The 15,643-nt window shown below is 59.9% G+C and carries 17 protein-coding genes and 1 other RNA gene; 9 read left to right on the forward strand and 9 right to left on the reverse strand.

What is annotated here, in order from left to right:
- Positions 1–79 precede the first annotated feature (79 nt).
- Positions 80–1,609 carry a threonine ammonia-lyase, biosynthetic gene (ilvA, locus tag ACWJKU_RS17395; protein WP_454144324.1) on the forward strand — a complete coding sequence of 510 codons (1,530 nt, stop codon included), beginning with the start codon at positions 80–82 and terminating at the stop codon, positions 1,607–1,609.
- A gap of 1 nt (position 1,610) precedes the next feature.
- On the opposite strand, the gene ACWJKU_RS17400 is transcribed toward ilvA, so the two are convergent.
- From ACWJKU_RS17400 to ACWJKU_RS17415, 4 genes are all read right to left on the reverse strand, one after another.
- Positions 1,611–2,069 (reverse strand): EVE domain-containing protein, encoded by a 459-nt coding sequence (locus ACWJKU_RS17400; RefSeq protein ID WP_454144326.1) that lies wholly within the window; start codon positions 2,067–2,069, stop codon positions 1,611–1,613.
- Positions 2,066–2,674 carry a 5-formyltetrahydrofolate cyclo-ligase gene (locus ACWJKU_RS17405; RefSeq protein WP_454144328.1) on the reverse strand — a complete coding sequence of 203 codons (609 nt, stop codon included), beginning with the start codon at positions 2,672–2,674 and terminating at the stop codon, positions 2,066–2,068. Before ACWJKU_RS17405 ends, ACWJKU_RS17400 begins: the two co-directional genes overlap by 4 nt.
- 77 nt (positions 2,675–2,751) lie before the next feature.
- Positions 2,752–2,937: non-coding RNA, 6S RNA (gene ssrS / locus ACWJKU_RS17410), on the reverse strand.
- Between the two features lie 61 nt (positions 2,938–2,998).
- Positions 2,999–3,298 (reverse strand): cell division protein ZapA, encoded by a 300-nt coding sequence (locus ACWJKU_RS17415; RefSeq protein ID WP_454144330.1) that lies wholly within the window; start codon positions 3,296–3,298, stop codon positions 2,999–3,001.
- Between the two features lie 327 nt (positions 3,299–3,625).
- Here ACWJKU_RS17415 and ACWJKU_RS17420 point away from each other — a divergent pair, with 327 nt between their 5' ends.
- Genes ACWJKU_RS17420 through ubiH form a run of 3 tightly spaced genes read left to right on the forward strand, consistent with a single transcriptional unit; the run spans position 3,626 to position 6,679 of the window.
- Entirely contained in the window at positions 3,626–4,162 is a 537-nt protein-coding gene (locus tag ACWJKU_RS17420) for a UPF0149 family protein (protein ID WP_454144332.1), read from the forward strand.
- A gap of 13 nt (positions 4,163–4,175) precedes the next feature.
- Complete coding sequence (gene pepP, locus ACWJKU_RS17425) at positions 4,176–5,492, forward strand: Xaa-Pro aminopeptidase (protein ID WP_454144334.1); 1,317 nt, start codon at positions 4,176–4,178, stop codon at positions 5,490–5,492.
- Positions 5,489–6,679 (forward strand): 2-octaprenyl-6-methoxyphenyl hydroxylase, encoded by a 1,191-nt coding sequence (gene ubiH, locus ACWJKU_RS17430; protein WP_454144336.1) that lies wholly within the window; start codon positions 5,489–5,491, stop codon positions 6,677–6,679. Before pepP ends, ubiH begins: the two co-directional genes overlap by 4 nt.
- 13 nt (positions 6,680–6,692) lie before the next feature.
- Here the strand turns inward: ubiH and ACWJKU_RS17435 are convergent, their stop codons facing one another.
- Positions 6,693–7,094 (reverse strand): hypothetical protein, encoded by a 402-nt coding sequence (locus ACWJKU_RS17435; RefSeq protein ID WP_454144338.1) that lies wholly within the window; start codon positions 7,092–7,094, stop codon positions 6,693–6,695.
- Between the two features lie 142 nt (positions 7,095–7,236).
- Between ACWJKU_RS17435 and ACWJKU_RS17440 the strand changes: the two genes are divergently transcribed.
- Positions 7,237–7,680 carry a hypothetical protein gene (locus tag ACWJKU_RS17440; protein ID WP_454144340.1) on the forward strand — a complete coding sequence of 148 codons (444 nt, stop codon included), beginning with the start codon at positions 7,237–7,239 and terminating at the stop codon, positions 7,678–7,680.
- A gap of 51 nt (positions 7,681–7,731) precedes the next feature.
- Here ACWJKU_RS17440 and rsmI read toward each other — a convergent pair whose 3' ends face one another.
- Entirely contained in the window at positions 7,732–8,601 is an 870-nt protein-coding gene (gene rsmI, locus ACWJKU_RS17445; RefSeq protein ID WP_454144342.1) for a 16S rRNA (cytidine(1402)-2'-O)-methyltransferase, read from the reverse strand.
- A gap of 37 nt (positions 8,602–8,638) precedes the next feature.
- Here rsmI and ACWJKU_RS17450 point away from each other — a divergent pair, with 37 nt between their 5' ends.
- The 4 genes from ACWJKU_RS17450 to ACWJKU_RS17465 all read left to right on the forward strand — a co-directional run bounded on the left by ACWJKU_RS17450 (position 8,639) and on the right by ACWJKU_RS17465 (position 13,154).
- Positions 8,639–10,549 carry a penicillin-binding protein activator gene (locus tag ACWJKU_RS17450; protein WP_454144344.1) on the forward strand — a complete coding sequence of 637 codons (1,911 nt, stop codon included), beginning with the start codon at positions 8,639–8,641 and terminating at the stop codon, positions 10,547–10,549.
- Complete coding sequence (locus ACWJKU_RS17455; RefSeq protein WP_454144346.1) at positions 10,546–10,908, forward strand: YraN family protein; 363 nt, start codon at positions 10,546–10,548, stop codon at positions 10,906–10,908. The genes ACWJKU_RS17450 and ACWJKU_RS17455 overlap by 4 nt, the downstream gene beginning before the upstream one ends.
- A gap of 265 nt (positions 10,909–11,173) precedes the next feature.
- Positions 11,174–11,761 carry a phosphoheptose isomerase gene (locus tag ACWJKU_RS17460; protein WP_454144348.1) on the forward strand — a complete coding sequence of 196 codons (588 nt, stop codon included), beginning with the start codon at positions 11,174–11,176 and terminating at the stop codon, positions 11,759–11,761.
- Between the two features lie 4 nt (positions 11,762–11,765).
- The gene (locus ACWJKU_RS17465) at positions 11,766–13,154 is read left to right on the forward strand and encodes an FAD-binding oxidoreductase (protein WP_454144350.1); all 1,389 of its coding nucleotides are present in this window, start codon (positions 11,766–11,768) and stop codon (positions 13,152–13,154) included.
- Positions 13,155–13,164: 10 nt separating this feature from the next.
- On the opposite strand, the gene nadC is transcribed toward ACWJKU_RS17465, so the two are convergent.
- Genes nadC through ACWJKU_RS17480 form a run of 3 tightly spaced genes read right to left on the reverse strand, consistent with a single transcriptional unit; the run spans position 13,165 to position 15,596 of the window.
- A complete protein-coding gene (gene nadC / locus ACWJKU_RS17470; RefSeq protein ID WP_454144352.1) occupies positions 13,165–13,995 on the reverse strand; it encodes a carboxylating nicotinate-nucleotide diphosphorylase in 831 nt (276 codons plus the stop codon).
- A gap of 28 nt (positions 13,996–14,023) precedes the next feature.
- Positions 14,024–14,503 carry a DUF1499 domain-containing protein gene (locus ACWJKU_RS17475; protein ID WP_454144354.1) on the reverse strand — a complete coding sequence of 160 codons (480 nt, stop codon included), beginning with the start codon at positions 14,501–14,503 and terminating at the stop codon, positions 14,024–14,026.
- On the reverse strand, positions 14,445–15,596 hold the full coding sequence (locus ACWJKU_RS17480) for a substrate-binding domain-containing protein (protein WP_454144356.1): 1,152 nt from the start codon (positions 15,594–15,596) through the stop codon (positions 14,445–14,447). Before ACWJKU_RS17480 ends, ACWJKU_RS17475 begins: the two co-directional genes overlap by 59 nt.
- Positions 15,597–15,643: the final 47 nt, after the last annotated feature.

Below are 15,643 nucleotides of genomic sequence, written 5' to 3' on the forward strand. Positions count from 1 at the left end.
ATAGCGTGATCGTGCCGGCGCTGTCATGCTTCGCAGCGATGGCGGCCGTATTTCCCACTCGCATCTCTTTAGATAAAAAATGATTCACAAGTATATCGAGCGCATTTTGCGCGCCCGGGTTTACGACGTTGCTTCGGAAACGCCGCTAGACTTCGCACCGGGCCTGACGCGCCGCTTCGGCAACTCGGTCTACATCAAGCGCGAGGACCTTCAGCCGGTCTTTTCCTTCAAGCTGCGCGGCGCTTACAACAAGATCGTTTCATTGGACGAAGCGGCGAAACGGGCCGGCGTGATCGCCGCCTCGGCCGGCAACCACGCCCAGGGCGTCGCCCTCTCGGCGCGGCGGCTCGGCATCCGGGCGGTCATCGTGATGCCGTGCACCACGCCGGCCATCAAGGTGCGGGCGGTACAGAGCTTCGGCGGGGAAACCGTACTGTTCGGCGATTCGTACGACGAAGCGTACGAGCACGCTTTGGGCCTCGCCCAAGAGCAAAAACTGACCTTCGTCCACCCCTACGACGACCCCGAGGTCATCGCCGGCCAAGGCACCATCGGCATGGAAATCCTGAGGCAGCACACGGGCGACATTCATGCCATCTTCGTCCCGGTGGGCGGTGGAGGATTGATCGCGGGTATAGCGGCTTACGTGAAGTTCGTTCGGCCGGAAACCAAGATCATCGGCGTCGAGCCGGACGATTCGGATTGCCTGAACCGGGCGCTGAAGTCGAGGCGCCGGGTCATCCTGAAACAGGTCGGACTGTTCGCCGACGGCGTCGCCGTCCGGCAAATCGGCAAGGAACCGTTCCACGTCGCGCATCAATACGTGGACGAGGTCGTTACCGTCGACACGGATGAAATCTGCGCGGCCATCAAAGACATCTTCGACGACACCCGCTCGGTCGCCGAACCGGCGGGAGCTTTGGGCGTGGCGGGTTTGAAGAAATATGCGTCGATGACCAGCGTGCGGGATCAGTGCCTGATCGCCATCGAAAGCGGCGCCAACATCAATTTCGACCGGTTGCGCCACGTGGCGGAACGCGCCCAGGTCGGCGAACGCCAGGAAATGCTGCTGGCCGTGACGATCCCGGAAAAACCCGGCAGCTTTCTCGAGTTTTGCCGCGTTCTGGGCCGGCGCAGCATTACCGAATTCAACTACCGCTATTTCGACGACGATGCCGCGCATATCTTCGCGGGCGTCGCGATCGCCGACGGCAGCCGGGACCGCAAGGAACTAACCGCGCAACTGCGCGAGCACGGCTTCGCGGTCACCGACATGACCGGCAACGAGCTGGCGGTGGAACACATCCGCTACATGGTGGGCGGCCACGCACCGCGCCTGCTGGACGAAATCGTGTACAGTTTCGAATTCCCCGAACGGCCCGGCGCGCTTTTGAAATTCCTGTCCTTCATGGGCGGGCGCTGGAACATCAGCCTGTTCCACTACCGGAACCACGGCGCCGCATTCGGGCGGGTGCTGATGGGAATCCAGGTGCCGAAGGCGGAACGCCGCGCCTTCCACGAATTTCTGGACGTTATCGGCTTCGCGTATCAAGAAGAGACGAGCAATCCCGCCTATAAACTGTTCGCCGGCGGCAACGCAAAGGCCTGAATTACTCCAGAGAGAGGATAAAAGCCCATTGCGCTTCGGTAACCGGCATCACGGACAGCCGGTTGCCGCGCCGAACGAGCGCCAGCCCGTCGAGCTCCGGCCGCTCCTTCAGCTCGTTTAAGGCGATCGTCCGCTTGAGCTTGCGGAGGAACTGCACATCCACCATGAACCAACGGGGATCGGCCGGCGTGCTGCCGGGATCGTGATGCTTGTTGTCGACGTCGAACGCGGTGAAATCCGGATAGGCTTCGCGCACGATCTTCGCAATGCCGACGATGCCGGGCGTATCGCAATTGGAATGGTAAAAAAACGCCAAATCCCCCAGTTTCATCTGATCGCGCATCATGTTTCGCGCCTGATAGTTGCGCACGCCATCCCAATGCTCGGTCTGATGAGGCCGTTTTTCCAGGTCGTCGATGCTGAACTCCGAAGGTTCGGATTTCATCAACCAAAAGTTCATAAAGATTCCGCAATCTGAGTAAACGTGTAAAAAGCCTCTTCGGTGATCACGCCGTCCAGCGGCACGTCCCAAGCCTCCGCCGGTATCCGGTCCCATTTCTGGCATTCGAAGGCCAGCCCGATGAGAATCGGCGAGCGCGGCTTACTGCCGTCCTTGAGATAAGCGAAGGTGCGATCGTAATAACCGCCGCCCATTCCGATGCGATTGCCGCAAAGATCGAAGGCCACCAAAGGAACGAGCACCAGATCCAATGCCCACGGTTCATCGACCGTATCGTCTCCGATCGAGGGCTCGGGAATGCGGAATCTGTTCGGAATCAATACCGTTCCCGGCGCGTAACGCCCGAACCACAGCGAACGCCCGGGCGATGAGCGGAGGATGGGCAGATAGCACGCTTTACCGCACGCCCACAAGCTTTCGATGATGGCTTGAGTCTCGACCTCGCCATCGTTGCCGAGATAAGCCCCGATGCGCTGGCTGAGTCCGAGGATCGGCATGGCCGTGCAGCGTTCCGCAATACGGAGGCTTTTTTCCCGGGCCAGCGCTGGCGACAGGTTTTGCCGGCGATTTCGACTCTGGCGCCGGATATCGGCCGGAAGATTCATTCGGGTAGATCGGTCTGATGCCGGCGAGCGGGTGCTCGCCCAGAAGACGTTATTCGGAAAGACGAACCGGAGTGGAAGTATTCCCCGCCTGCGCCGTAAACCGCTTTCGCCCTTGAACCGGAAGGTTCAGGTGGGAACGTAAGAACGGCGAATCAGGCTTTCCGCTCGGAGCGGACTTGCGCACATCGCCCGTTCGATGGCTCCCGGGGTTTTAGATTAGGCTCAAGAAGTAACCCAGCTGCCTTCGTACGCCGCAGGGAATACGTAAATCAAATTTTACTAGGTCGACGAATCGATGCAATACGTATCGGTCCCGAAACGGATTCAATCCGCATCCAAGGCTTCGTCCAAATTCTCGTGCAGCGGCGAAAAGTGCCCCCGCAAATCCTGCGACAATATTTTATTCTGCCGCTGAGCCTGCAAAAGCTCGTGAGCGATATTCAGGGCGGCCATGACGGCGATGCGTTCGGCGCCGATCACCCGACCGGTACCCCGTATCTGACGCATTTTTTCATCCAAATAACGCGCAGCAATCAGGAGATCGTGCTGCTGGTCTTCGGGGCAGGAAATCGGATATTCCTTGCCGAGAATCTGAACTTTAATCGGCGGATTCATTTCGCTCATGACTCGTGTCCCATGGATTTCAGGCGGGAAATCATCGCTTCGACGCGGCTTTTCGCCATCTCTTTTATCGGATAGTTGCGCCCGCTCTCGCATCCATTCGTTTTACGTGGACGTCAGCACCTGATCTTCGTCGCGCAACCGCTCGTACGCGGCGGGCTGCGAGTCGATTTTGCTTTCCAATCGTCTGAAGCTCGGCGTCCAAATCAAGCATATCCGCTATCATGATTTTGGAGCCTTGAGAGATAAGGTCAAACGTCGGTACTGGCTTTTGATCCGGCTATTCGAAGTGTTAGCATAAAGAATTAAAGTAGGGTCTACAAGGCTGGAATGAACCAAGATCTATCCTATCAGGACGTCCAGGAGATCGTCCTGAACAGCGCTTCGGTGGCCAGCGCCGCCGAAGCGCACGGCGTGCTGTCCGGCCTGCTGTGCCTGAACGGTCAAGCCGATTGCGATCAATGGCTGGAGGCCATTTTCGGCGAAAGCAGGAGCCGCCTCGACTCGGACGAGCGCGCCGTGCTTTCGGCGCTGTGCGAGACGACTCGCCATCAACTGGACGATTTCGACTTTTCGTTCGAACTGCTGCTGCCGGACGATGAGCTTCCCTTGAGCGAGCGCGCCAATGCCCTGGGAGAATGGTGTCAGGGTTTCCTGTACGGCCTCGGCTACCGATCGGACGGCGCCGAATGGTCGGGAGAGAGCACCGAAGTCCTGCATGACATCCTGGAGATTTCCCGCCTTAATCCGGATTCCGTCGGAGAATCGGACGAAGCGGCTTACACCGAGATCGCGGAATATGTCCGAGTAGGCATACAGGTGATTCGCGCCGAGTTGCAACAACAAGCGCCCACGCGACTTCATTGACATCGACATCCCCATGCTTCACCCGAGCGAATTCAAACAACGCCGCAAACAACTGATGCGCCGCATCAAGAAAAAGAGCGTGGCCCTGATCGCCAGCGCGCCCGCGAGCGTGCGCAACCGCGACGTGGAATATCCCTATCGCCAAGACAGCGATTTTCATTACCTGACCGGTTTCGACGAGCCGGAAGCGGTGGCCGTCTTCGCTCCCGGACGAAAGCAGGGAGAGTACGTCTTATTTTGCCGCGAATTCGACCGGGACAAGGCCATCTGGACCGGAAACCATGCCGGACTCGAAGGCGCCCGGGACACGTACGGAGCCGACGAAGCCTTCCCCATCGGCGAACTCGACAAAGTTCTGCCCGGCCTTTTGGAAAATCGCGAGCGGGTTTACTTCCCCATCGGACACGATCCGGCGCTCGATCATCGGGTATCGGCCGCGGTCAACAGCGTGCGCGGGCGGGTCCGCACCGGCGTCCGCGCCCCGTTCGAGTTCGTGTCGCTGGAACATCTGCTGCACGAGCAGCGGCTGATCAAATCGCCGCACGAAATCCATTTGATACGGAAGGCCGCCGAGGTTTCCGTGCTCGCTCACAAACGCGCGATGCGCGCCTGCGCGCCAGGAAAGCACGAATACGAAATCGAAGCCGAACTGCTCCATGAATTCACCCGGCACGGCATGCGGGCGCCGGCCTACCCTTGCATCGTCGCCGGCGGGCATAACGCATGCGTGCTCCATTACACCGAAAATAAAGACGAACTCGAGGACGGCGACCTTCTGTTGATCGATGCCGGGGCGGAGCATGAAAGCTATGCCGCCGACATCACCCGAACCTTTCCCATCAGCGGAACCTTCGGCGAAAGCCAGCGCCTCCTGTACGAATTGGTCCTGGAGGCCCAGCTCGATGCCATCGAGCAGGTACGTCCGGGCAATCGCTGGAACGATCCCCACGACGCCGCCGTTCACACCCTGACCAAAGGGCTGGTCAAGCTGGGATTGCTGGAGGGGCGAGTGTCGAAGCTGATCAAGGACGAAGCCTACAAGCGGTTCTACATGCATCGGACCGGCCACTGGCTGGGCATGGACGTGCACGATGTCGGGGAATACCGGATCGACGGCGAATGGCGCGTGCTGGAACCCGGCATGGTATTGACGGTCGAACCGGGGCTCTATGTCGCGCCCGATTGCCACGACGTGGACCCCAGATGGCGCGGCATCGGCATCCGGATCGAAGACGATGTCTTGGTGACCAAAGAGGGCCCTGAAATCCTCACGGCCGGGCTGCCTAAAACGGTAGCGGAAATTGAATCGTTCATGGCGGGTTCCGAATGAATCACGATTTCGATCTGTTGATCGTCGGCGGCGGACTGGTCGGAGGCAGCCTCGCCCTGGCCTTGCGCGACGCGCCGCTCCGCATCGGAGTGGTCGAAGCGCTGACCGAATCCCAAAGACAGGCGTTGACGGCCGGCGATCGCGCCCTGGCCTTGGCCCGCAGCACGGTCCAGATTCTCGACCGGCTCGGGATATGGCAAGACGTCGCGGTCAAAGCCATGCCCATCCGGCACATACACGTCTCCGACCGCGGCCATTTCGGAAAAACCCGGCTGCGCGCCGCCGAAAAAAGCGTCGACGCGCTGGGCCAGGTGATCGTCGCCCGGACGCTGGAAGATCGTATCGCTCAGGAACTCTGCAAGCGCGATGCGGAGCTTTTGTGCCCGGCACGGGTCATCGGACTCAAAGCAGGGCGGGACGGAGCGTGCGTCACCCTCAAGAAAGGCGACGAGTGCATCAATCTCACGGCCGCTCTGGTCGTTGCCGCCGATGGCGGCAATTCCACCGTGAGAAGGCTATTGGGGATAGAACAAGATGTTCGCGATTACGGACAAACGGCTATCGTGACCGAAGTCGCCACGGAGGCGGACGTGAATTTCACGGCATACGAGCGCTTCACCGCCTCGGGCCCGTTGGCCTTCCTGCCTTTGGAGCGCAACAAATGCTCGGTGGTCTGGACGCTCGGGAACGAAGACGCCGCCGAACTCCTGAGCGAGTCCGAACCGGAATTCACCGCCAATCTACAGGCGGCATTCGGCTATTGGCTGGGAAAAATCAAATTGGCCTCGCGCCGGCAGGGTTTTCCGCTCAAGCTGATCCGCGCGGAGAAAATGGCGGACGAGCGCGTCCTGTTGATCGGCAACGCGATGCATCAACTCCATCCGGTTGCAGGCCAAGGCTTCAATCTGGGGCTCCGCGATGCGGCACTCCTGGCGGAACGCTTGTCCGCCGAACTGGCGTTCAACGAGGATATCGGCGAAAAGGCATTCCTCGATCGTTACGTCCGGGCGCGACAGAAAGATCTGACCCGCACCGTCCATTTCACCGATGGCCTGATACGAGCGTTCTGCACCGATTTTCCGCCCCTCGCCCTGGCGCGGAACGCCGCCCTGATCGCCTTGGATTGCTTCCCGCCGGGAAAGCGCTTGCTGGCGCGCCACGCCATGGGTTACGGCGTTAGATTCTGAACGCTTCGTCAGGCTATTTGAATTGCGGAAAGGGGCTTTCCAATAGCCATCGCTTTTTCTCGACATCGAAACGCCATTTTTGCTCGTCGGTCAGGCTTCGTTCCACGAGATCCTGATTATCGATGTAGCGGATCTCGACGGTTTGCAGCACGGCTTTTCCCTCATCCTGCTCGCTCCGGAACACCGAATCGTAGGCGGTGACCTTTATGTTTTTCAAGGCATCGAAATCAGGTGCCGGTTTCTGCTTGTCAGCCTGAAAATCCCAGGCTTTCTGAAACAGGCCCCATCGGATAGCCGAGCCGTAGTTGTTCAGCGTCTCCTCCATTTTCATCAATCCCAGATCATTGGCGCACGCTGCGAGCGCGAGACAGCAGGCAAGCCCGCTCACGGCTTTGAAAATCCGAATTCGAATCATAGGGGTGTCCGGTAATTAGGGGGGGTAATAATAAGCGCTCGGCAAAGATTTGAATCCCGACATGAAATTGTGGGCGCTTTTGACATCAATTTTGCGGCGAGATTATATAATTGCTTGCCCCCAGCATCTTTGGAGATAAGCAATGAAAATACTAGCCGCTATTTTTTTGGCGTTGCTTGCCGTCATTTACTTTTTGCCCGCATTCATGTCGCGGACCGACGAGATCAACGGCGTCTCGCGGGAGGCGGTTTACAAGTCGGCCATCAAGGTCAAACGCTATCTCAACACGGACGAACGCGTTCTGTTCGATACCGCCTTGGGAATTTTAGACAAAATCAAATCGGAAGAAGGAAAAGACGCCTTCGTCGATGCCGTGGACGGAAAATCGCCGGACGAAATCATCGACATGGCGAGACAAGAGGTCAACATCAAGATCGCAACCGGCCACCCCGATTTCAAACAATACAGTTCCTGGGACGACATGATCCAAAAACTGACCAATAGCGGCAGAAAACCGCCCGTGCATTCCGATGCGTCATCCGCCCTGCCCCTGCGCAACTCGGAGCGGCCGAATCGTCCTCAATAAATCGGCTGAAGGAGCGACATCCTCTCCGGCGGCTTTGCAAGACACGGCTAGTCAATCGGTTTCACGCCGCTTTTCAGTCAATCGGAGCGCCGTCCGATAAACCGTTTCCCGACGCGCTCCGGTCATTTTCACGGCCAAAGATACCGCCGTTTTGACCGAACATTCCTCAAGCAGAATCCGCAACACCCGCTCTTCATCCGGGGCGAGCCCCTCTCCCCTAACGACGTCGGGCGCGCCTTCCAGCACCAGGACGAACTCGCCTTTTCGCATGTCCGGATCGCTTTCGAGCAGCGAAAGGGCCTCGCCCACCCGGGTGTCGGCTATCGTCTCGAACAGCTTGGTCAGCTCGCGGGCGATGACCAGCCGCCGGTCGGACGGAAAGACCGCCGCGATATCCTCCAAAGACTCGACGATGCGATGACTGGACTCATAAAAAATCAGCGTTCTCGGGTCGCCTTGCAGAGCCTCCAGGCTGGCCTTGCGCGCCGACGACTTGCGGGGCAAAAAGCCCTCGAAGGCAAACCGATCGGCAGGCAGGCCGGACGCCGAAAGGGCGGCGATGAGGGCGCACGGGCCGGGCACCGGAACAACTCGAATGCCCTTGGCCCGCGCCGACCGCACCAAGGGGAATCCCGGATCGTTGATCAGCGGCGTTCCGGCATCCGAGATGAGGGCGATGGATTCGCCCCCTCGCAAGCGCTCGATCAGCCGCGGCGAGACGGCGTCCTCGTTATGTTCGTGGAAGGCCGACGTGGGTGTGGAAATACCGTAGTGGTCCAGAAGCGGCCGGCTGTGGCGGGTATCTTCGCAAGCAATCAGATCGACGTTTTGCAGGACCTCGACGGCGCGGAACGTAAAATCCCTTAGATTGCCGAGGGGTGTCGCGACTAGGTATAGTATGCCGGGCTCGGTTTGCGTCACTCTCTAAGTCCTCGCGTTCTCGAACGGAATCCTGCCTATGCCTCTGCTTATCCGCCTTTGCATCGCCCTCCTCCTATTGACGGTAGCCGCGTGCGCTCGCGATTTCGCCAAGCGCGACGCTGCGGCCGTGCAGGCCGAAAGCCTGCTCCGGAGCGGCGATTATTCGGAAGCGATGAGGCTGTTTCAGCAACTTGCGGAAACTTCAGGCGATCCCGATTACTACCGGCTGCGAGCTGCCGATTCGGCGCTTCGGGCCGGCGATGGCGGGATGGCAAAGCGGCTGGCCGATGCCGTCGATCCCGACGAACTGGAAACCGGGGACCGGCACGATTATACGCTCCTACAAAGCCGGCTCGATCTCAACGTGGGCCGGGCGCGGGAAGCATTGACCAAGCTCGACAGCCTGCCCGCAAACCGGCTGGAACCGCCGCAAAAGGCAAATTATCACACACTGCGCGCATCCGCTTACAACCAATTGGGCAACATGCTGGAAAGCGCCCGGGAGCGGGTCGAACTCGGCCAGCTTCTCACGCGCCCCGATGCCGTGCAGAAAAACAATGAAGCCATTTACGACGCGCTTGCCCGGATTCCCGAAAAAGTCCTGGCCGGTATGCAGCCTCCCCCGCCCGATGTCCTGGGCGGCTGGATGAATCTGACCCGGATCGTCAAGACGACGCCCGCGGCCGGCTTGAATGCGGAATTGGCCCGATGGCGGACCCGCTTTCCCGGACATCCCGCGGACGGGGCATTCCTGCAAGGGCTTTTAGGACAACTCCAAGGCCCTCCGCCAGGTCAGCCTCAAGCCGGAGCAGCGCCGCCTCCGGCGGCAGCGACGCCCGGCTCCGCCGCTTTCGTCGGCGTGATGCTGCCCTTGTCCGGTTCCTACGCTCCGGCCGCCCAAGCCGTGCGCACCGGAATACTTGCGGCGTATTATGCGGACACCGATGCCGGCAAGCCGCCCCTGCGGTTCGTCGACACCCAGTCGGGAGACATCCGTCAACTCTATCGGAAATTGGCCGACGACGGGGCGAAAGCGATCGTCGGCCCCCTGATCAAGGAAGACGTGACCGCCCTGGCCCAAGCGGGAGATTTGCCCGTCCCCGTGCTGGGGCTGAATCAGACTCCGGAGGTCAGTCACGATCGGGTGTATCAGTTTGGTCTCGCCCCGGAACAAGAGGTCGAGCAAGCGGCCGGCAGCGCGTGGTTCGACGGGCGCCAGGATGCGCTGGTGCTCGCTCCGGCGAACCCGTTCGGCCAGCGCATGATCAAGCACTTCGCGGCCTATTGGAATCGGCTCGGGGGAAAAATTCGCACCATCAAGACCTATCCGTATCACGGCGAGGATTTCACCGCCCCGGTGAACGGACTGATTTCCGCGGCATCTCCCGCCACGCACACCCAGCTTTCCGTCTCGACGATTCCATCGGCGCGCGCCGAAAAACAGGGCGCCGATTTCATTTTTCTCATCAGCGACGCCCGCGATGCCCGTCTGATTCTGCCGCAGATCGCCGTTCATCAACGCGGCGACATTCCCGTCTATGCGACATCTTATATCTACGCCGGCCGGGCCAACCCGCAGGCCGACCAAGACCTGAACGGCGTGATTTTCTGCGACATCCCGTGGCTGGTCGATCCGGCCGAAAGCGGACCGCTGTCCCATCAAGCGCTCGACAGGCAGATTCAACAGACGCCGTCCGATTACCTGAGACTCGTCGCACTGGGAATCGATGCTTATCGCTTGCTTCCGGAGCTCGAACGATTCAAGACCGAGCCCCGCTATCGGTACACGGGCGCGACCGGCACGCTCTCGCTGGAATCCGGCAACCGTATCCGGCGTCAGCTTTATTGCGCCCAGTTCGAAGACGGCGTTCCGCGACCGCGAGGCATCGCGCCGCTGCTGGAGCCGGTCGGCGGCTCTCCGGAACTCCGGCAAGGACGGCCGGAATGAGCACTGCCGGACAAGCCAAGGGACGCATCGCCGAAGATCACGCGCTGTCGTTCTTGCAGAATCGCGGCTTGCGGCTGATCGAGCGCAACTATCGCTGCCGCTACGGTGAAATCGATCTCGTCATGGAAGACGGACGCATCATCGTCTTCGTGGAGGTCCGCTATCGGGCGAGCCTTCAGTTCGGCGGCGCCCTGGAAAGCGTGGACCGGCGCAAGCAAGCCAAACTGCTGGCGAGCGCCGTCCACTTCCTTCGCGAAAAGAGGATGGATCGGCCGGCGCGCTTCGACGTGGCGGCGCTGGCCACCGCAAACGGCGAGCTTACGGTAAAATGGGTAAAAGATGCTTTTCAGGCGGCTTAGTCCTTCCGAACTCATGACCGGCCATCTCACCCTATCCCTCTCCCAATGAGAGGGCGCTTCAAGATATCCGCTACGCGACTTTGACAGTGTTTCAATCCGCGCCCGGCCTCACCGCCGGACGAGAACCCGCCGGCGGATAGAGGCCGGCGGGTCGGCCCTCCTCATGAACGGGGAGGCTGCCGGAAGGATAACGGTGCATCGCATCGTCGCCCGGATTCAGCCATTCCCCTGAAGGGGGAAAGTTTCAGACCAGCAAGGTATTCTGATGAATTTACAAGAACGAGTCTTTCGCCAATTCGAAAGCAGCGTTGAAACGGGCCGCGAATCGCTGGCCAGGCTCGGAGAAGTCATCGAGGTTGCCGGAGTCAGGCTGGCCCAGTGCCTGCTCAACGACGGCAAGATTCTTTGTTGCGGCAACGGCGGATCGGCCGCGCAAGCGCAGCATTTTTCCTCCGAAATGCTGAACCGCTTCGAGCGGGAACGCCCGGGCTTGCCCGCCGTCGCGCTCACCTGCGACACATCGACCTTGACCTCGATTGCCAACGATTATCGGTTCGACGACGTTTTCGCCAAGCAGATTAGAGCTTTGGGCCATGGCAACGATCTTCTCGTCGTCTATACCACCAGCGGCAACTCCACGAGCATTTTGAGCGCGGTTACCTCCGCCCATGACAGGGACATGTCGGTGCTGGCGCTCACCGGCCGGGACGGCGGAGCGCTAGCTCCCCTGCTGCTCGAAACCGATATCGAAATCCGCGTCCCCTCGGAGACCACCGCCCGAATACAAGAAGTCCATCTGCTGATCACGCATTGCTTGTGCGATTTGATCGATCACCAATTGTTCGGGGACTGATGCCTTGAGTTTACCCAGCGCTTTTCTGAGCCGGTTGGCGCAAATTTTTCCAGCCGGGTCGCTCTACACCAATTCCGCCGACTGTTGGGCCTATGGCTACGACAACAGCCGCCGCCAAGCCTTGCCGGAGGCCGTCGTCTTCCCCACCGCTCATGCTCAAACGGTAGAGCTGGCCCGCTTGTGCAACGAACATCGGGTGCCTTTGACGGCGCGCGGCCGCGGCACCGGCACGACCGGCGCGACGGTGCCTTTGCGCGGCGGCGTGGTGGCTTCGTTCGAACGCATGAACCGGATCGTGGAATTCTCGCCGGGCAATCGCTACATCGTGGTCGAACCGGGTTTGACCAATCAGGCGCTACAGGACTTTCTCAAACCGCACGGTTTTTTCTGGCCGCCCGATCCGACCAGCGCCGCGTTTTGCAGCATCGGCGGAAATCTGGCCTGCAATTCTGCCGGCCCGCGCGCGGTGAAATATGGCACGCCGCGCGAGAACGCGCTCGCCTTGCGGGCGGTGACGGGCCAAGGAGCCGAGATCCGCACCGGCGTATTCACCACCAAGGGCGTCGTCGGGTACGACCTGACCCGGCTGCTGCTGGGCTCGGAGGGAACGCTCGCGCTGATTACCGAGGCGACGCTCAAGCTGACCCCATTGCCCGAAGCCAAACGCACCATGCGGGCGATCTATGCCGATGTGAACCACGCCACGGAAGCCATTACCCGGATCATGGCTCAGCCCGCGGTTCCATGCGCCCTGGAATTCATCGACGGAAATGCGATCGATCTGATTCGCCGCTACTCTCGCGCGGACCTGGCGGAGCGTGCCGGCGCCTTGCTGATGATCGAAGTGGACGGATTCGCCGAGGGTATGGCCGTTCAGGTCGAGAGCGTGCGGCGAGCCGCTCAAAACGAGGGACTTCTGGAGTTTCGCGTCGCGGAAACCACCGATGAAATCGAAGCCTTGTGGCAAACGCGCAAGGCCTTGTCGCCGGCTCTGCGGAAAGTCGCGCCGAAAAAGATCAACGAAGACGTGGTGGTGCCCGTCACCGAGCTGCCAATGCTGATCGCCGGGTTGAACGATCTATCGCAGCGTTACGAACTCGCGATCGTCAATTTCGGCCATGCGGGAAACGGGAATATTCACGTCAATCTGCTGTTCGACCCCGCCAAACCCGGCGCGACCGAAAAAGCCCATGAGTGCCTGGAGGAAATGTTTTCGCTCGTGCTGCGGCTTCGCGGGACCTTGTCCGGCGAGCACGGCGTCGGTCTGGAAAAGCGGGATTACGTGGATCGGGAAATCGACACCGGTGCCCTGGAATTGATGCGCGCCGTCAAACGCCAGTTCGACCCGAACGGCATTTTGAATCCCGACAAAACGCTGCCTCTGGCCGATTGACCCCGAGTCCTCAGCCGGTAATCGCGATCCGCATCGACAAATCGATCGCCCGAACGTTTTTGGTCAGGGCGCCGACCGAAATATAATCCACCCCGGTTTCCGCAATCTGCCGGATGGTATCCAAGGTCACGTTGCCCGATACCTCGAGCTTGGCGCGGCCTGCGGTCAGAGTTACCGCCTCCCGCATCGCCTCGAGCGCGAAGTTATCCAGAAGAATCCGCTCGGCGCCGGCCGCCAAGGCTTGCCGCAGTTCGTCGAGACTTTCCACTTCCACTTCGATCGGCACGTTTACGCCCAGGGCTTTTGCGGCGCATACGGCTTTTTCGATGGAACCCGAAACCAAGATATGGTTTTCCTTGATCAGAATGCCGTCGTAAAGCCCTAGCCGATGGTTATGGCAGCCGCCGCAGCGGACGGCGTATTTCTGGGCCTTGCGCAGGCCGGGAATGGTCTTGCGGGTATCCAGCACCTTCGCCCCCGTGCCCTCCACGGCATCGGCATAGGCGCGCGCCAAAGTCGCGGTTCCCGACAGCGTTTGCAGGAGATTGAGCGCGGTGCGCTCGCCGGTCAAAAGCGCCCGGGCAGGGCCTCGCATCGTGCACAGTTCGGCGCCCGCCTCGACGGGCGTACCCTCCGCCACCCACCAGTCGACCTGGGTCCAGCCGTCGAGCCGAGCAAAAACCGCGGTGAACCAAGCCTGCCCACACACCACCATGGGCTCGCGGGTTATCACTCTCGCTGTCGCCGTTGCGCTCCGGGGAACAGTCAAGGCCGTCAAATCGCCCGGACCGACATCTTCTTCAAGAAAGCGGTCGATTTCGCTTAAATCGAACTGGTGCATCGCCTACCCCACCGCTTCGCGGTCACCGTCACAAACCCTCGCGCCCGAGCCTCTCGCGCAAACGCTCGACCCGCCGGCGGTTGACGCCCAAGTCCCAATAGCCGACGCGCGACGCTGAGCGAACATGCCAAAGACGTTCCTCCGGAACGAACTGAAATTCCACATCGTCCACGAACCGAAAAATCCGGCTCGTCGCTTCGGCTCGGAGATACCAGCATTCCCTCTTCTCCTCGACGATCCGAATGCGGGGCTCCGACCGCAATGCGCGCTTGAGCACCTCCCACGCTTCATCAGGCACGATATCCATATGAAACGGACTTACGTAATGCGCGTCATCCCGCGAGAGGCTGGATACACAATTAGGACTCGACGGGCAATCCGAAATCCTCGACGAAGCCATAGAAACTCCTCGACTCAGCACCAAGGCCGTACCGGCAATCAGAACGGCCTTACCGACCCGCCTTGCTTTGCGGCTCATCCGGCCAGCTACGGCTTGCGGTGACCGCATCGCTCGGCATCGACATGGCCTTCAGGTTCTTCACATCCGCCGCATAGAGCTTGCGTTCAACGGCCGACATCGGGACAAGGCCCAAAGATGCAAGGTAACCTTTCTCGCCCCAGGCTTTTTCGCCGGTAAATTCGGCGAGGTATTGCTGTAATCCCTTGACCTTGCCGACACGATCCGCCTTGAGATAGAAGAACAAAGGTCTGGCGATAGGATAACGATTTTCCGCGATGCTTTCCGGACTCGGGGCGGCTCCGTCGATACGAACTGCAGCCAACCGGCCGATATTGCTCGCATATTGTTTGTAGGTCACAAAACCCAACATCCCCGGATGCCTTGCCAGCATGCCCACGGCCGCATCTCCGCTTTCTTCGACGTAGACTCCGTCCGTCCGCGCAGAAAAGCAGGTTTCCTTGTATTTGAGCTTGTGCGTTTCTTTCCAGGCCGCGATAAAGGGAAAACTCTCGCACCCCGCCCTGGAAACGGCCTCCTCGAACAGCTCTCGCACACCGGAACTGAACGGAGGGGCAATGACCTCGATCTTGATATCGGGCAACGAAGGATTGATCTCCTTCCAAGTCTTATAAGGATTCGGCACGAGCGTGTCGCAATTCTTGCACTTGGGATCGGGCACTTTTTTTCCCAAGGCCAGGAATAATTCTTTACGGGTAATATCCAGCGCCGGGCCCTTGGCTGAATGCGCAAGCACGATGCCGCCGTAGCCGATCTTCACCTCGACGATGTTCTTCACGCCCGACGCCTGACAAGCCTCGAACTCCGATTTTTTCATCGGTCTCGATGCATTGACGATATCGGGAGATTCGCCGCTTTCAGGCTCGCAAAACAATTGAATCCCACCGCTGGTGCTGTTCGACTCGACCCACGGCCGCTTGATTTTTCCGGATTTTCCGACCTGGTCGGCCACTGCGTCCGCAAACGGCCTTACGGTATTCGAACCATTGACGTGCACGAAGCCGCGTACTTCCGCGGCGGAAAGAGGCTGCGTCAGCATAGGCGCCGTCAGCAGCGCAGCGAAGAAAGTAAAACATTTATTCACAACTTGCCCACGAATGTTGTACGAGAAACGAGCCCGCATGGCTGCAGGCCTGGCAACATTTTATTATTTAAACGAGTAAAAAAACC

The organism is Methylocaldum sp. MU1018 (assembly GCF_053646775.1).

What these genes read in the sequence shown, in the direction of transcription:
- ilvA (WP_454144324.1), top strand. Translation starts at nt 80, where the DNA reads ATGATTCACAAGTATATCGAGCGCATTTTGCGCGCCCGGGTTTACGAC.
- ACWJKU_RS17400 (WP_454144326.1), bottom strand. Translation starts at nt 2,069, where the DNA reads ATGAACTTTTGGTTGATGAAATCCGAACCTTCGGAGTTCAGCATCGAC.
- ACWJKU_RS17405 (WP_454144328.1), bottom strand. Translation starts at nt 2,674, where the DNA reads ATGAATCTTCCGGCCGATATCCGGCGCCAGAGTCGAAATCGCCGGCAA.
- ACWJKU_RS17415 (WP_454144330.1), bottom strand. Translation starts at nt 3,298, where the DNA reads ATGAGCGAAATGAATCCGCCGATTAAAGTTCAGATTCTCGGCAAGGAA.
- ACWJKU_RS17420 (WP_454144332.1), top strand. Translation starts at nt 3,626, where the DNA reads ATGAACCAAGATCTATCCTATCAGGACGTCCAGGAGATCGTCCTGAAC.
- pepP (WP_454144334.1), top strand. Translation starts at nt 4,176, where the DNA reads ATGCTTCACCCGAGCGAATTCAAACAACGCCGCAAACAACTGATGCGC.
- ubiH (WP_454144336.1), top strand. Translation starts at nt 5,489, where the DNA reads ATGAATCACGATTTCGATCTGTTGATCGTCGGCGGCGGACTGGTCGGA.
- ACWJKU_RS17435 (WP_454144338.1), bottom strand. Translation starts at nt 7,094, where the DNA reads ATGATTCGAATTCGGATTTTCAAAGCCGTGAGCGGGCTTGCCTGCTGT.
- ACWJKU_RS17440 (WP_454144340.1), top strand. Translation starts at nt 7,237, where the DNA reads ATGAAAATACTAGCCGCTATTTTTTTGGCGTTGCTTGCCGTCATTTAC.
- ACWJKU_RS17450 (WP_454144344.1), top strand. Translation starts at nt 8,639, where the DNA reads ATGCCTCTGCTTATCCGCCTTTGCATCGCCCTCCTCCTATTGACGGTA.
- ACWJKU_RS17455 (WP_454144346.1), top strand. Translation starts at nt 10,546, where the DNA reads ATGAGCACTGCCGGACAAGCCAAGGGACGCATCGCCGAAGATCACGCG.
- ACWJKU_RS17460 (WP_454144348.1), top strand. Translation starts at nt 11,174, where the DNA reads ATGAATTTACAAGAACGAGTCTTTCGCCAATTCGAAAGCAGCGTTGAA.
- nadC (WP_454144352.1), bottom strand. Translation starts at nt 13,995, where the DNA reads ATGCACCAGTTCGATTTAAGCGAAATCGACCGCTTTCTTGAAGAAGAT.
- ACWJKU_RS17475 (WP_454144354.1), bottom strand. Translation starts at nt 14,503, where the DNA reads ATGCGGTCACCGCAAGCCGTAGCTGGCCGGATGAGCCGCAAAGCAAGG.
- ACWJKU_RS17480 (WP_454144356.1), bottom strand. Translation starts at nt 15,596, where the DNA reads ATGCGGGCTCGTTTCTCGTACAACATTCGTGGGCAAGTTGTGAATAAA.